14 protein-coding genes are annotated in these 14,116 nt (G+C 71.6%); 10 read left to right on the top strand and 4 right to left on the bottom strand.

What is annotated here, in order from left to right; all coding sequences use genetic code 11:
* Positions 1-76: 76 nt before the first annotated feature.
* From ACIBL4_RS16495 to ACIBL4_RS16480, 4 genes are all read left to right on the top strand, one after another.
* Entirely contained in the window at positions 77-1,606 is a 1,530-nt protein-coding gene (locus ACIBL4_RS16495) for a S8 family serine peptidase (protein WP_399410500.1), read from the top strand.
* Between the two features lie 58 nt (positions 1,607-1,664).
* Complete coding sequence (locus ACIBL4_RS16490) at positions 1,665-3,185, top strand: S8 family peptidase (RefSeq protein ID WP_399410498.1); 1,521 nt, start codon at positions 1,665-1,667, stop codon at positions 3,183-3,185.
* Between the two features lie 77 nt (positions 3,186-3,262).
* Entirely contained in the window at positions 3,263-3,793 is a 531-nt protein-coding gene (locus ACIBL4_RS16485) for a hypothetical protein (protein ID WP_399410496.1), read from the top strand.
* 51 nt (positions 3,794-3,844) lie between these two features.
* Positions 3,845-4,858, top strand: a complete 1,014-nt coding sequence (locus ACIBL4_RS16480; protein WP_399410494.1) for a CopD family protein — start codon at positions 3,845-3,847, stop codon at positions 4,856-4,858.
* Between the two features lie 18 nt (positions 4,859-4,876).
* On the opposite strand, the gene ACIBL4_RS16475 is transcribed toward ACIBL4_RS16480, so the two are convergent.
* Positions 4,877-5,557, bottom strand: a complete 681-nt coding sequence (locus ACIBL4_RS16475; RefSeq protein WP_399410492.1) for a lysoplasmalogenase — start codon at positions 5,555-5,557, stop codon at positions 4,877-4,879.
* Positions 5,554-6,438, bottom strand: coding sequence for a sterol desaturase family protein (locus tag ACIBL4_RS16470; protein ID WP_399410490.1), 885 nt, complete (start codon positions 6,436-6,438; stop codon positions 5,554-5,556). Before ACIBL4_RS16470 ends, ACIBL4_RS16475 begins: the two co-directional genes overlap by 4 nt.
* A 246-nt stretch (positions 6,439-6,684) precedes the next feature.
* On the opposite strand from ACIBL4_RS16470, the gene ACIBL4_RS16465 reads away from it, so the two are divergent.
* From ACIBL4_RS16465 to ACIBL4_RS16455, 3 genes are all read left to right on the top strand, one after another.
* On the top strand, positions 6,685-7,686 hold the full coding sequence (locus ACIBL4_RS16465; protein ID WP_399410488.1) for a DEDDh family exonuclease: 1,002 nt from the start codon (positions 6,685-6,687) through the stop codon (positions 7,684-7,686).
* Positions 7,687-7,823: 137 nt separating this feature from the next.
* Positions 7,824-8,057 carry a hypothetical protein gene (locus ACIBL4_RS16460; RefSeq protein ID WP_082319948.1) on the top strand — a complete coding sequence of 78 codons (234 nt, stop codon included), beginning with the start codon at positions 7,824-7,826 and terminating at the stop codon, positions 8,055-8,057.
* A gap of 49 nt (positions 8,058-8,106) precedes the next feature.
* Entirely contained in the window at positions 8,107-8,904 is a 798-nt protein-coding gene (locus ACIBL4_RS16455) for an SURF1 family protein (protein ID WP_399410485.1), read from the top strand.
* A 165-nt stretch (positions 8,905-9,069) separates the two neighbouring features.
* Here ACIBL4_RS16455 and ACIBL4_RS16450 read toward each other — a convergent pair whose 3' ends face one another.
* A complete protein-coding gene (locus ACIBL4_RS16450; protein WP_399410483.1) occupies positions 9,070-11,217 on the bottom strand; it encodes a carbon starvation CstA family protein in 2,148 nt (715 codons plus the stop codon).
* A 58-nt stretch (positions 11,218-11,275) separates the two neighbouring features.
* The gene (locus ACIBL4_RS16445) at positions 11,276-11,488 is read right to left on the bottom strand and encodes a DUF3311 domain-containing protein (RefSeq protein WP_086852193.1); all 213 of its coding nucleotides are present in this window, start codon (positions 11,486-11,488) and stop codon (positions 11,276-11,278) included.
* Between the two features lie 168 nt (positions 11,489-11,656).
* Between ACIBL4_RS16445 and ACIBL4_RS16440 the strand changes: the two genes are divergently transcribed.
* Genes ACIBL4_RS16440 through ACIBL4_RS16430 form a run of 3 tightly spaced genes read left to right on the top strand, consistent with a single transcriptional unit; the run spans position 11,657 to position 14,114 of the window.
* A complete protein-coding gene (locus ACIBL4_RS16440; protein WP_399410480.1) occupies positions 11,657-13,204 on the top strand; it encodes a sodium:solute symporter in 1,548 nt (515 codons plus the stop codon).
* Positions 13,201-13,785, top strand: a complete 585-nt coding sequence (locus ACIBL4_RS16435) for a sigma-70 family RNA polymerase sigma factor (protein WP_399410478.1) — start codon at positions 13,201-13,203, stop codon at positions 13,783-13,785. The genes ACIBL4_RS16440 and ACIBL4_RS16435 overlap by 4 nt, the downstream gene beginning before the upstream one ends.
* Positions 13,782-14,114: a hypothetical protein gene (locus tag ACIBL4_RS16430; protein WP_356923276.1), complete on the top strand. Its 333-nt coding sequence runs from the start codon at positions 13,782-13,784 to the stop codon at positions 14,112-14,114. Before ACIBL4_RS16435 ends, ACIBL4_RS16430 begins: the two co-directional genes overlap by 4 nt.
* Positions 14,115-14,116: the final 2 nt, after the last annotated feature.

The following is a 14,116-nucleotide window of genomic DNA, read 5'->3' as shown; positions in this document are numbered from 1 at the left end:
ACCACCTCGTCATGTACCTGCCCGAGCACCACCTGTGCCTCGGGCCGGTTTCGTTTCCGGAGGATGTGGAGACCCCATGTCTCACTTGCGTTCCAGACGCCGGCTCGCCCTCGCCGTGCCCGTCGTGCTGTCTCTGACTGCCTCGCTGGGCTTCCTGCCCGCCGCCGCGTCGGCCGCCCCGCAGGCGGAGTCGGCCACCCGGACGGCGGAGGCGCCGACACTGGCGTACGTCGTCAACACCAAGACGGACCGGCACACGATCGCGTCGGTGAAGAAGGCGATCGGGCAGGCCGGCGGCTCGGTCGTGGCGACGTACGAGCGGATCGGCGTGATCGTCGTCCACTCCTCGAACGCCGACTTCGCCAAGACCGTACGAAAGGCCCGCGGGGTCCAGTCGGCGGGTGCCACGCGTACGACGCCCCTGACGGCCGCGGGGACCAAGGAGGAGGGCGCGGTCGAGTACCTGACGGCCGCTCAGGAGAAGCGCACCGAGGCCGCCTCGGCGAAGACGCCAGAGAGCGAGCCCCTCGAGGCCGACCAGTGGGACCTGCGCGCGATCGGCGCCGACAAGGCCGCGAAGATCGACCCGGGCAGCAGCAAGGTGACCGTCGCCGTGATCGACACCGGCGTGGACGACACCCACCCCGACATCGCCCCGAACTTCTCCGCGTCCCAGTCCGCCAACTGCGCGGGCGGCAAGCCCGACACCAGCGAGGGCGCCTGGCGGCCGTACACCCCGGAGGACTACCACGGCACGCACGTGGCCGGTGAGATCGCCGCCGCGCGCAACGGAATCGGCGTGGCCGGCGTCGCACCTGGTGTGAAGGTCTCCAGCATCAACGTGACCGACCGGGCGAACGGTCTCTTCTACCCGGAGAGCGTGGTGTGCGCCTTCGTGTTCGCCGCCGACCACGGCGTCGAGATCACGAACAACAGCTACTACGTCGATCCGTGGCTGTACAACTGCATGGACGACCCCGACCAGCGGGCCATCGTCGACGCGGTCAACCGGGCGCAGCTGTACGCGCAGAAGAAGGGCACGCTCAACGTCGCCGCGGCGGGCAACTCCAACCACGACCTGGACGCGGACGCGATCGTCGACGACTCCAGCCCGGACGACTCCACCCCCGTCGAGCGCACCATCGACCCGCACGAGTGCTTCGACGTGCCGAACCAGCTGCCGGGTGTCGTCACGGTGAGCTCGACGGGCGTCGACAGCGTCAAGTCGTACTTCTCGACGTACGGCAAGGGCGTCGTCGACGTCGCGGCGCCGGGTGGCGACCGGCGCTACCAGATACCCGACACGCCCTCGAAGGACGGCCGCATCCTGTCCACCCTGCCGAACGGCGCGTACGGCTTCCTGCAGGGCACCTCGATGGCCTCCCCGCACGCCTCCGGCGTCGCCGCGCTGCTGAAGTCCAAGCACCCGTGGGCGTCCCCGGCCCAGCTCCAGGTCCTGATGAAGGCCCAGGCCGACCGGACGGCCTGCCCCGAGTCGTACGACCAGGACGGTGACGGCACGCAGGACGCGGTGTGCGAGGGCGGCAAGCGCGTCAACGGCTTCTACGGGTACGGCATCGTCAACGCGCTGCGCGCCGTCAAGTGACGCGGCTTCCCAGACCTTCCGCACAACCCGCTCGAACCGCGAACGAACTGGAGACACCATGACTGCGCCGCACGCGCGCTACCGCCGCGCCGTCGCGATCCCGGTCGGGATGGCCGTGGCCACGGCCCTCGCGTTCCTGCCGAACACCACGGCCACGGCCGCCGACGAGGCGCCCGCGCCGGTCTCGGCCGACGCGACCTCGCTCAGCTACGTCGTCAACGTCAAGCCGGGCGACGGCACTTCGGCGTACGTGAAGAAGGCCGTCGGCAAGGCCGGGGGCACGATCGTGACGTCGTACGACCAGATCGGCGTCATCGTCGTCCACTCCTCGAACCCCGACTTCGCCAAGACCATCCGCAAGGTGCGCGGGGTGCAGTCGGCCGGTGCCACCCGCACCAAGCCGCTGCCGTCGGCGTCGACGGGTGACCTGGGAACGCCGAAGGCGCTGAGCGCGGCCGAGGTCGCCAGGGCCGAGGCCCCGGCCGGCCAGGACCCGCTGGAGCCGCAGCAGTGGGACCTGCCCGCCATCAAGGCGGACAAGGCGCACCAGAAGTCGCTGGGCAGCAAGAAGGTCACGGTCGCCGTGATCGACACCGGTGTCGACGACACCCACCCCGACATCGCGCCCAACTTCGACCGGGGCGCGTCGGTCAACTGCGTCTCGGGCAAGCCGGACACGTCCGACGGGGCCTGGCGGCCGAGCGCGGCGGAGAGCCCGCACGGGACGCACGTGGCGGGTGAGATCGCCGCCGCGAAGAACGGCGTCGGCATGACCGGTGTCGCGCCCGGGGTGAAGGTCTCCGGCATCAAGGTGTCCAACCCGGACGGCTTCTTCTACACGGAGGCCGTGGTGTGCGGCTTCGTGTGGGCGGCCGAGCACGGGGTCGACGTGACGAACAACAGCTATTACACCGACCCCTGGTACTTCAACTGCAAGAACGACCCCGACCAGAAGGCGTTGCTGGACGCGGTCGGCCGGGCCTCGCGGTACGCGGAGAAGAAGGGCGCGGTCAACGTCGCGGCGGCCGGCAACGAGAACTACGACCTGGCCTCCGACGAGATCACCGACCCGTCGTCCCCGAACGACTCCACGCCGGGCGACCGGGTCGTCGACCCCTCGAAGTGCCTCGACATCCCGACCCAGCTGCCGGGCGTCGTCACGGTCGCCTCGACGGGCGCGAAGGGCATCAAGTCGTCCTTCTCCAACTACGGTCTCGGCGTCGCCGACATAGCCGCCCCGGGCGGCGACTCGACCGCCTACCAGAAGCCGGACGCGCCGGCCACGAGCGGCCTCATCCTGGGCACGCTGCCGGGCGGCAAGTGGGGGTACATGGCCGGTACGTCGATGGCGTCCCCGCACGTCGCGGGCGTCGCCGCCCTCATCAAGTCGACGCACCCGTACGCCTCTCCGGCCCTGGTGAAGGCCCTCCTGTACGCCGAGGCCGACGCCACGCCGTGCACGGACCCGTACGACATCGACGCCGACGGCAAGATCGACGCGGTGTGCGAGGGCTCGAAGAACCGCAACGGCTTCTACGGCCGGGGCATCGCGGACGCGCTGGACGCGGTGACCAAGTAGAGCTCGTGTGGAGGTAGTCCGGGCCGGGCGGGGGCACCCGCCCGGCCCGTTTCCTGTCTGGGGCAGGATTCCTCGTCATGGACGTGTACGTGGATTCCTCGACCTGGACGGCTCGACCGGTCCGGCCGAGATGGGAGCTGGCCCTGCGGTTCGCCGGGAGCTTGGTGTGGTTTCCGGTGGTGTGTGTGCTGTGGGCGGCGGTGGTGGCCGCGTTTCTCGTCGTCGGCATGTTCGCCGAGGTGGTCACGGCGTTCAGCGACAAACTCGAACGGGGCTACCTCCGCGCCATGGAGGTGATGGCGACCCGGGTCGCACGCCTGGCCTCCTGGTGCGTGTCCTGGCCGGAGCTGCGGCATGAGGGAGATGCCGAGTACTACAAGGCGCGCGTCGACAAGGCGGTCGCGAAGCGGACCGCCCGGGCCTCGGCTCCGGTCGAGCCGAACAAGCCGCGGCCGCCGGCCGAGTGCGCGATACCGCTGCGGGCCTACCGGGGCGTCGGCGGCTGGTACGTCGCCGAGGTCGCGCTCGCGCAGGGGTGGGAGCTGCGGCCGACGGACGTGCGCAAGGAAGTCCGGTTGTGGTGGTCGGCCGCGTCGAAGGCCGCCTGAGTCCGTCCCCGGGGATTTGCCCAGCCGTGTGAAGCTGGTGAAGATCCCGGGGTGACCTTGACAAGACCCGTCACCGTCCTGGTGCTGGCGGCACTGGCCGCGCTGATCCCGCTGCTCGGGCCGTCCACCGCGCTGCACGGCACCGGGGAGGCCGCGGCGCCCGGCACCGGTGGCATGGCCCTGCTGCGCACGGCGCTGTTCGCGGCCCTGTGCATACCGGTCGGCGAGCTGTTCGTGAACCGGCTGGCGCGGTCCGTGCCGGGTGCGTTCGTGAACGGGCCACCGGCGCGTTCCGTGCCGGGTACGGAGGAAGCCGCCGGCCGCCCGGCCGTGCCGCGCAGCTGGTCGCCGTTCGCGGCCGTCACCGGTTTCGTCGCCGCGCTCGGGCTCGCCTCGGTCGTGGCGACGGGCTATCTCGTCCCTGACAGCCTGTCGGACATCGACGTCGGCGGGCTCTACGCCTCCCGGGACGGCAAGCTGGCCCTGCTGGAGGTCAACGCGTTCCTCGTGACCGGGCTGTGTGCCGTCTCGCGCCGGCCGGCCACGCAGCTGTGGCCGCTGGGCGCCGTGGTCGTCGCCGAGGCCCTGCGCGCGCACCCCGCGACCGAGCACACCCCGCTGACCGGCTCCGGGCTGACGCTCGTCCACCTGACCTGTGCGGCACTGTGGACGGGCGGTCTGCTGCACGCGCTGCGGACCCTGCGGCTGTGGCACGGCCGGTACGGCACGGAGGCGGGCGCGGCCCTGCTGGGTCTCTACGCGCGCGTGGCAACCGTTCTGCTCGCCGCCATCACCGCTACGGGCGTGTGGAGTTCCCTGCGCCGGATGCCGCCGGAGACGGTCCTGGAGCAGCTGACGACGACGGCGTACGGGCGGACGCTGCTCGCCAAGGTGCTTCTCGTGGCCGCCGTCGCCGCCCTCGCCCTGTGGGCCCGGCGGCGGCTGCGCCGGGCGGCCGACCCGCTGACCGCCTGTGCGCCGGCGCGGGCGGAGGTGGTCGCGCTGGGCCTGGTGGTCGCCGTGTCCGGACTGCTGACGGCCCTTCCGCTCCCCATCCGCTGGTGACCCCGCCGCCGGTGAGCCTCAGACGGCGCGCATCTCTCCGTACGTCGCGGCCGGTGCCCTGCGCGCGTTGAGTGCTTCGAGCGTGCCGCCGGCCAGCAGGGCCTGGGCGGCGACGTACGTGAGCATGATCCAGAAGTCCGGCCCGGGCGGCTGCGGCCAGTCGGCGACGCCGGTCGCGACGAGCGTGTCGGACAGCAGGAAGAGCGCGCCTCCGAGTCCGGTGAAGAGGCCGAGCCGGAGGGCGGCCCGGTACGCCATGGCCGTGAGCAGGAGGCTGTACCCGGCGACGGGCAGGCGCAGATCCGCGGGCAGGTCCGGCCACAGCAGCGTGACGGTCGTGACGAGGGCGGTGGCGTAGCCCAGGGCGAGGAGGGCCGCACGCGCGCGTGGGACCGCGTACCGGCTGCCGTGCCGTGCGAAGAGGACGAGGTAGCAGGCGTGCCCCGCCGCGAAGCAGCCCATTCCGGCGAGGAAGGCCGGCTCGGCGTCGGACAGCAGCAGCACGTCCCCGCCCCAGCCGAACAGCAGGGCGGCCACGAGCGGCCGGGGCGCCCGGCGCAGGACGGCCCAGAGCGCCAGGAGCGGCATCAGCAGCGGCTTGGCGACGGCGTGTCCGGCGCCGAAGCCGGCCGCGAGTGAGGCGAGGTCGACGACGACGGCGAGACCGAAGGCGCCGAGGAGGAGCCGGGAGTGGCTCACGCCGACGCGCTTTCAGCAGTCGTAGTGGTTTTGGACACCGGCGCCGCGGCCGGCGCGGGCCCCCACCCCGGCCCCCGGAACACGCGCCCCGCGCGCTCACGCCAGTCGCGCGCCGCCTTCAGGTCCTTCGCGATGGACACGTACTCGTGGGTCGCCACCTTCAGAGGGTTGTACGTGTCGATGTTCTTGGTCAGTCCGTACACGGGCCGCACGGTCTCGGCGACGAAGGACCCGAACAGCCGGTCCCAGACGATGAGGATGCCGCCGAAGTTGCGGTCGAGGTAACCGCCCTGGGAGGCGTGGTGGACCCGGTGGTGCGACGGGGTGTTGAAGACGAACTCGAACCAGCGGGGCATCTTGTCGATCCGCTCGGTGTGGATCCAGAACTGGTACACGAGGTTCGCGGAGGAGCAGAACGCCAGCGCGGCCGGGTGGACTCCGGCGGCGATGAGGGGGACGTAGAACGGCCACACCGTCAGGGACGTCCAGGGCTGGCGCAGCGCGGTCGTGAGGTTGAACTTCCGGCTGGAGTGGTGGACGACGTGGCAGGCCCACAGGATACGGATGACGTGGTGGCCGCGGTGGGACCAGTAGTAGAAGAAGTCCTGCGCGAGCAGCATCAGCGGGACGGTCCACCACAGGACGGGCACGCGCAGGGGCGTGAGTTCGTAGAGGGCCGTGTAGACGGCGACGATCGGGATCTTCCAGACGAAGTCGAAGACGAGACTGCCGAGCCCCATGCCGACGCTCGTCGCGGCGTCCTTCGCCTCGTAGCCCGCCGCGTCCTCGTCGGGGTGGAGACGGTAGCTCACCATCTCGACCACGGTGAGCAGCACAAATGCGGGTATCGACCACAGCACGACATCGGGCAGGTTCGGCATGCCTGAACCGTAGGGCGGCCGTCCCGTCCCGGCCAGACGTTGTTACCGACAAGTATTACCGACGGTACGCGCTTGCTTCTTGGTGATCTCCGCCAAAGCGAATCGAACGGCGGTTCCTGAGCCTCGGTCAGACGTACGCCTCAGGAACGGACAGACCGGACAAGGCGCCTGAGGGGGTATCGGAAGGGCGGAGCTCGCGCACCTGGCGGACGGCGGTGTCAGTCGCGGCCCGTATCCTCAGTGACCATGCTGGAAGACCTGACGACCGCAGCGTTCTCTCCCACGGCGTGGCCGGCCGCGTATCCCAAGGGTTACGCGGTCGTTGACGTGGAGACCACGGGCCTCGCCCGGGACGACCGCATCATCTCGGCGGCCGTCTACCGGCTGGACGCGCGCGGCGAGGTCGAGGACCACTGGTACACGACGGTCAACCCGGAGCGCGACCCCGGCCCCGTGTGGATCCACGGACTGACGAGCGAGGCGCTCGAAGGCGCGCCCCTCTTCCAGGACATCGCCGAGGAGTTCACGGCCCGGCTCGAGGGGCGGGTACTCGTCGCGCACAACGCCGTCTTCGACTGGCAGATGATCGCCCGGGAGTACGCACGCGCGAAGTGCGAGGCGCCGGTGCGGCAGCGGCTGTGCACCATCGCGCTCTCCAAGGAACTGGGGCTTCCGCTGCCCAACCACAAGCTGGAGTCGCTCGCCGCGCACTTCGGCGTCGTCCAGCGGCAGGCGCACCACGCGCTGGACGACGCGCGCGTGCTGGCGGAGGCGTTCCGCCCCAGCCTCAGGGCCGCGGCGGCGAGCGGCGTACGGCTGCCGCTGCACGAGTGCCGGCCGCTGACGGAGTGGTCGGACCGCCCCGCCACGCCCCGCATCGGGCAGCAGGCGGGACCGCGCGGCTACGGCGGCTACCGCCAGAGCAGTTGGCGCCCCTCCCGGAAGCGCCCCGCCTGCCCGTACCCCAACCCGGGGCGCTACGAGGCGGGCGGGCGGCTCAAGCAGGGCATGCGGGTCGCCTTCTCCGGCGACACCTCGACCGAGCGGGAGCTGCTGGAGGACCGGGCGAGCGAGGCCGGGCTGCATGTGGCCACCAGCCTGTCCCGGCTGACCAGCCTGCTCGTCACGAACGACCCGGACTCGGGCACGTCCAAGGTGGTCAAGGCCCGGCAGTTCGGCACGCCGATCGTGGACGAGGCGGCGTTCGGGCAACTCCTCGCGGATGTGGAGCCGGCGGCGGAGGGGTGACCGTACGCGGCGCGGTGCTGCGGGAGCGACCGCGGACGGCGCGGTGTCGCGGGGGCGACCGTACGGACGGGTGATTGACGGGCGACTCGCCCGGCGGCCGCTCGCCCCGGCCGGGGTGACGGCTCACCCTGTGGCGCATGGCGACCTGTGAGGTATGTGGCAATCAGTACGGAATGACCTTCGAGGTGCATGCGCAGGGGGCGGTGCACGTCTTCGACTGCTTCGCCTGCGCGATCCACCGCATGGCCCCCATCTGCGAGCACTGCCGGGTCCAGATCATCGGCCAGGGCGTCGAGGTCGAGGGCCACTGGTTCTGCGGAGCCCACTGCGCCCGCGCGGAGGGAAAGGTGGGAATTGTCGACAAGGTCTGAACCCGTACCCGCCTGAGAACACCCCACGACCGAGTTGTACGGTCGTGGGGTGTACCGCTTCCTGATGTCCCGGCAGTGGGTGATCCTGACGCTGATCGCCCTGCTTCTCATCCCCACGATGATCAGGCTGGGCATCTGGCAGATGCATCGCTACGAGGAGCGCACCGCCCGGAACCAGCTGGTCACCGACGCGCTGTCGGCCGAGCCGGTGCCCGTGGAGAAGCTCACCGCGCCAGGGCACACCGTCACCAGCACCGAGCGGTACCGGACCGTGACCGCGAAGGGCCGCTTCGACACGGAGGACGAGGTCGTCGTCCGCCGCCGCACCAACTCCGACGACGAGGTCGGCTACCACGTGCTGACCCCGTTCGTCCTCGACGACGGCAAGGTCCTGCTGGTCAACCGGGGCTGGATCCCCTCGGACGGCCCGAGCCAGACCACGTTCCCGAAGGTCCCCGCACCGCCGAGCGGCGAGGTGACCGTCGAGGGGCGGCTGATGCCGAGTGAGACGACCGCGGCGAGCGGGATCAAGGACCTCAAGGGCCTGCCGGACCGGCAGATCATGCTGATCAACAGCGAGCAGGAGGCCCGGCGCCTGGACGCGCAGGTGCTCGGCGGCTACATCGCGCAGACGGCGCCCGAGCCCAAGGGCGACATCCCCGAGCTGCTCGGCGACCCCGGCAAGGAGGACGCGGCGCTGAACTACGCGTACGCCATCCAGTGGTGGCTGTTCTCCGCCGCCGTCCCGGTGGGCTGGGTGGTCCTGGCCCGCCGCGAGGCCCGTGACCGGGCGCAGGCGGCGGCCCGGGAAGCCGACGCGAGTGAGACGGAGCCGGCGGCGGTGTGACCCCCGCCGGCCTCCCCCGGCCGCGTCAGCAGCAGCGCCCCTGCCGGCACTCCTCGCGGTGCGACCGGTTCAGCACCTCCGTCAGTTCCCGCACGTACCAACGCACCGCCCGCGCCCAGCGCACCGCCCTTGACCCGTGCACCGCCCGTGACCCGTGCACCGCCCTCACGTACGGACTCCCGCCAGCGGCTCGTCCGGCACATCCGGCACGTCGAGGCGGGACTCGACGTACGGCGCCTCGGTGACCGGAGTGGAACCCGGGGCCCGTATCGCGCGCACGCAGACCACCGCCGCGTTGCCGATCACCACGGCGACCAGCAGCAGGAACAGGGCGATCAGCACCCCGTCGACCGTGGAGTTGGTGACCACGGTGTGCATGTCGTCGAGGTTCTTGGCGGGCGGCAGCACCTGACCTGCTTCGAGGGCGTCGGCGTACCGCGCGCGCTGGGCGAAGAAGCCGATCTTCGGGTCGGCGGAGAAGATCTTCTGCCAGCCCGCGGTGAAGGTGATGGCGACGACCCACGCGAGCGGGACGCCCGTGACCCACGCCCAGCGCAGCCGGCCGGACTTGATCAGGATCGTGGTGCAGACGGCGAGGGCGATCGCGGCGAGGAGCTGGTTCGCGATGCCGAAGAGCGGGAAGAGCTGGTTGATCCCGCCGAGCGGGTCGGTGGCGCCGGTGTGGAGGAAGTAGCCCCAGGCCGCCACGACGAGGGCGCTGCACATCCAGATGCCCGGCTTCCAGTTGACCCGGCCGGCCGGCTTCCACACGTTGCCGAGCATGTCCTGGAGCATGAAGCGGCCGACGCGGGTGCCCGCGTCCACCGTCGTGAGGATGAACAGCGCCTCGAACATGATGGCGAAGTGGTACCAGAAGGCCTTCATCCCGGCGCCGCCGAAGACCCCGGAGAAGATCTCCGACATGCCGACGGCCAGGGTCGGGGCCCCGCCGGAGCGGGCGATCAGCGTCTGTTCCTCCACGGCCTTGGCGGCCTGCGTGAGCTGGTCGGGGGTGATGGCGAAGCCGAGACCGGCGACGGCGTGGGAGGCCGACTCGGCGGTCGTGCCGAGGAGGGCAGCCGGGGCGTTCATGGCGTAGTAGAGGCCCGGTTCGAGGGTCGCCGCGGCGATCAGCGCCATGATCGCGACGAAGGACTCCATCAGCATGGCGCCGTAGCCGATCATCCGGACCTGGGACTCCTTCCGGATCAGTTTCGGGGTGGTCCCGGAGGAGACCAGCGCGTGGAAGCCGGACAGCGCGCCGCAGGCGATGGTGATGAAGAGGAAGGGGAACAGCGCCCCGGCGAAGACGGGCCCGGCGCCCGAGGAGGCGAAGTCGCTCACCGCGTCCGTGCGCAGCACCGGCGCCGCGACGAGCACGCCGACCGCGAGCAGGGCGATGGTGCCGATCTTCATGAAGGTGGAGAGGTAGTCGCGCGGCGCGAGCAGCATCCACACCGGCAGGACGGAGGCGATAAAGCCGTAGCCGACGAGGCAGAAGACCAGGGTCGTGGGACTGAGCGTGAAGGCGGAGGCCAGCGAGGACTCCTGGATCCAGCTGCCGCCGACGATGGCGAGCAGCAGCAGGACCACGCCGATCAGGCTGGTCTCGACGACCCGGCCCGGGCGGATGACGTGCAGCCAGAAGCCCATGAACAAGGCGATGGGGACGGTCATCGCGACGGAGAAGGTGCCCCAGGGGCTGTGAGCGAGGGCGTTGACGACGACCAGCGCCAGGACCCCCAGCAGGATGATCATGATGGCGAACACGGCGATCAGGGCGGCGGCGCCGCCCGCCCGGCCGATCTCGTCGCGGGCCATCTGCCCGAGCGACGTGCCGTCCCGTCGCATCGACAGGAACAGTACGACCATGTCCTGCACCGCGCCCGCGAAGATCACCCCCGCCACGATCCACAGGGTCCCGGGCAGGTAGCCCATCTGGGCCGCGAGCACCGGCCCCACCAGTGGTCCCGCGCCGGCGATGGCGGCGAAGTGGTGCCCGAGCAGCACGCGGCGGTCGGTGGGGTGGTAGTCGACGCCGTCTTGGAGGCGTTCGGCGGGGGTGGCCCTGCGGTCGTCCGGCTGCAGGACGCGGCGGGCGATGAACCGGGAGTAGAAGCGGTAGGCGATGGCGTACGACCCAAGTGCGGCGATCACCAGCCAGACCGCGGAGATCCGCTCGCCGCGCGCCAGGGCGAGGACGCCCCAGGCGACCGCTCCGAGGAGGGAGACGGCCGTCCAGAGCAGAATCGGCCGAGTTCTGGACTTTTCCGGCACCTCGGGGCCGGATTCGGGCAGGGCTGATGCGGGCATGGCGGCTCCTCACCTCGACGGGTGTGCACAACGGGGAGTGCGGATCAGGGAGTGTGGATCAGCGGTGGCGATCCGTCAGCGCGTACGCCGCGAGCAGGCACAGGCCGCAGCCCGGCACCCACGCGAGCTGGTACCAGTAGAAGAACGGCGTCCCCGCGAGCCGCGGACCGGCACCGGCGTACAGCGGGACCCACAGCAACCCGGCCGCGGGTGCGAGCAGCAGCAGGGCGACGGCGACGCGCCGTAGCCGGGGGTGCCCGGTGCGTGCCATGACCTGTGCTCCTCTCCCGCTCGCTGTCGGTCTGTGCAAGAGTTGCGCACTCGCCGGAAGTGGTTGACAGGACGTTCGGGAAAGATTTCCCGCCGGTTTCCTGTCCTCCGGACGGGCCGTCCGCGCAACTCTCGCGCGAGGGCACAGGCACACCAAGGACGGTGACCCATGGCTGACGGCGCCATGACCGCGACGTTCCTCGCCGTGATCGGCGGGGCGTCGCTGCTCGCCATCACCGCGCGGCGGCTGCGCCCGGTCGACCGGCTGCCCTCCCTGGAGGGCTGGGCCCTGGCGGACCGCTCCCTCGGCCCCGGCTGGACCTGGCTGCTGCTGGGCGGCACGATCTTCACCGCGTACACCTTCACCGCCGTACCCGGACTGGCCTACGGCAACGGCGCGCCCGCCTTCTTCGCCGTGCCGTACACGGTGATCGTCTGCCCGCTCGCCTTCGTCCTGCTGAGCCGGCTGTGGAGCGTGGCGCGGCGGCACGGCTACATCACCGCCGCCGACTTCGTGCGCGGGCGGTACGGGTCTCCGTCGCTGGCCCTGATGGTGGCGCTGACCGGGATCCTCGCCACGATGCCGTACCTGGCGCTGCAACTGCTGGGCATCAGGGCGGTCCTGACGGCCGGGGGCGTGTACCCGCGGGGCGCTGCCGGGGACCTGGTGCTGGTCGGGCTGTTCGCGGGGCTCGCGGTGGCGACGTACCGGCACGGGCTGCGGGCGCCGACGGTCATCTCCGCGCTGAAGGCGGTGGCCGTGTTCGTCTCCCTCACCGCGGTGACCTGGCTGGTCCTGGCGCGGCTGGGCGGGCCGGGCCCGGTCTTCGAGGGCGCGGCGCAGCGGCTGGGCGGCCCGGCGCTGCTCCTGTCGCCCGCCCAGCAGCCGGCCTACGCCTCGCTCGCCCTCGGCTCCGCCCTCGCGCTGCTGATGTACCCGCACGTGCTCACCGCCGGTTTCGCCGCCGACGGACCGCGCACCCTGCGCAAGGTCTCGGTGGCGCTGCCCGCCTGGACCGGGCTCCTCGCGCTGTTCGGGTTCCTCGGCATCGCCGCCCTCGCGGCGGGGGTGCGGGCGCCGCGCGGGGGTGCCGAGGCGGCCGTGCCGATGCTCGTGGACCGGCTGATGCCGGCGCCGCTGGCCGGTCTGGTGTTCGCCGCGATCACCGTGGGGGCGCTCGTCCCGGCGGCGGTGATGTCGATCGCCGCGGCCACGAGTTTCGTCCGCAACGTGTACGTCGAGTACGTCCATCCGACGGCCACGCCGAAGCGGCAGGTGCGGATCGCCAAGGCGGTGTCGCTCACCGCGAAGGTGGGCGCAGTGGCGTTCGTGTTCGGGCTGCGCGACCAGGACGCCGTCAACCTCCAGCTGCTCGGCGGCGTGTGGATCCTGCAGATCTTCCCGGCCGTCGCCGTCGGGCTGTTCACCGGGTGGCCGCACCCGCGGGCGCTGCTCGCCGGGTGGGCCGTGGGCATGGCGTCGGGGACGTACCTGGTGGTGCGCGAGGGGTTCTCCCCGATCGTGCCGCTCGGCACGGGCGACCGGCCGCTGGAGATCTACGCCGGGCTCGCCGCCCTGCTGCTCAACCTGACCGTCGTGGTGGCCGGCACCGCGGTGCTGACCCGCCTCGGTGTCCCGCGCGCCGCCGACACGACCGACCTGCCGTCCCGCCTGACCGTCCGGCGACGCCCGGAGACCGGAGCGAACAACCCGTGAGACGCAGAGAGAACCCCACACTGCCACCGGCACCGATACCGACACCGGCACCGGCCGAGCCCCTCGCTCCCCCAGCCGGCGACTCCGCCGACGCGGAGCGCGAGGCCGGTGTCGCCCGTCTCTTCGAGCTGCACTACTCCTCGATGCTGCGCCTGGCCGTCCTGCTCGGCGCCGACGACCCGGAGAACGTGGTGGCCGAGGCCTACTACCAGATCTACCGCAAGTGGCGGCGGCTGCGGGACGCGGCCGCGGCGGAAGCGTATCTGCGCTCCACCGTCTGCAATCTGACGCGCATGCGGATCCGGCACCTCCAAGTCGCCCGCAGACACGAGGAGAACACGCCGGACGACACGGTCGCCTCCGCCGAGCACGCCGCGCTGCTGCGGGACGACCAGCGCGTGCTGATCGACGCGCTCCAGCAGCTGCCGCCGAGGCAGCGCGAGGCGCTGGTGCTGCGGCACTGGCTCGGTCTCAAGGAGAGCGAGATAGCCGCCGCGATGGGCATATCCGGCGGTTCGGTCAAGACGCACACGGCGCGCGGCATCGCCGCCCTGACCCAGGCGATGGAGGCCCGGCGATGACGCATCGAGACGCGACTCCGTCGCACGGCACCAGTGGGGACCGGGCCGGTCACGGCCGCACCGAGGAGGAACTCCGCGAGGCACTTCGGGTGCTGGCGGGCGGGGTGCTTCCGGACCCCGACGCGTACCGCACGGCACGCGGTGAGTGGCTGCGGCGCGAGCGCCGGCGGCGGCTCGTGCTCGCCGTGCTGATCGCCGTCGTCTTCACACTGGCCACCCTGATCGGCCTGTGGGTGCTCAACCAGGCCCCGTCGGATCCGGGGGTGATCTTCTCGGGCACGCGCGCCCCCGTCGCCGACGGCACGTCACTCCCCCGGCTCTCGCCCTGATT

Origin of the sequence: Streptomyces sp. NPDC050416 (genome assembly GCF_044458845.1) — a bacterium.
GTDB lineage: Bacteria > Actinomycetota > Actinomycetes > Streptomycetales > Streptomycetaceae > Streptomyces.
This window is presented reverse-complemented; position numbering and strand designations above follow the sequence as displayed.

Excerpts from the sequence above, each read along its gene's own strand:
- ACIBL4_RS16450 (WP_399410483.1), bottom strand. The coding sequence starts at position 11,217 with ATGCCCGCATCAGCCCTGCCCGAATCCGGCCCCGAGGTGCCGGAAAAG.
- ACIBL4_RS16445 (WP_086852193.1), bottom strand. The coding sequence starts at position 11,488 with ATGGCACGCACCGGGCACCCCCGGCTACGGCGCGTCGCCGTCGCCCTG.
- ACIBL4_RS16465 (WP_399410488.1), top strand. The coding sequence starts at position 6,685 with ATGCTGGAAGACCTGACGACCGCAGCGTTCTCTCCCACGGCGTGGCCG.
- ACIBL4_RS16440 (WP_399410480.1), top strand. The coding sequence starts at position 11,657 with ATGGCTGACGGCGCCATGACCGCGACGTTCCTCGCCGTGATCGGCGGG.
- ACIBL4_RS16430 (WP_356923276.1), top strand. The coding sequence starts at position 13,782 with ATGACGCATCGAGACGCGACTCCGTCGCACGGCACCAGTGGGGACCGG.
- ACIBL4_RS16460 (WP_082319948.1), top strand. The coding sequence starts at position 7,824 with ATGGCGACCTGTGAGGTATGTGGCAATCAGTACGGAATGACCTTCGAG.
- ACIBL4_RS16490 (WP_399410498.1), top strand. The coding sequence starts at position 1,665 with ATGACTGCGCCGCACGCGCGCTACCGCCGCGCCGTCGCGATCCCGGTC.
- ACIBL4_RS16470 (WP_399410490.1), bottom strand. The coding sequence starts at position 6,438 with ATGCCGAACCTGCCCGATGTCGTGCTGTGGTCGATACCCGCATTTGTG.
- ACIBL4_RS16495 (WP_399410500.1), top strand. The coding sequence starts at position 77 with ATGTCTCACTTGCGTTCCAGACGCCGGCTCGCCCTCGCCGTGCCCGTC.
- ACIBL4_RS16485 (WP_399410496.1), top strand. The coding sequence starts at position 3,263 with ATGGACGTGTACGTGGATTCCTCGACCTGGACGGCTCGACCGGTCCGG.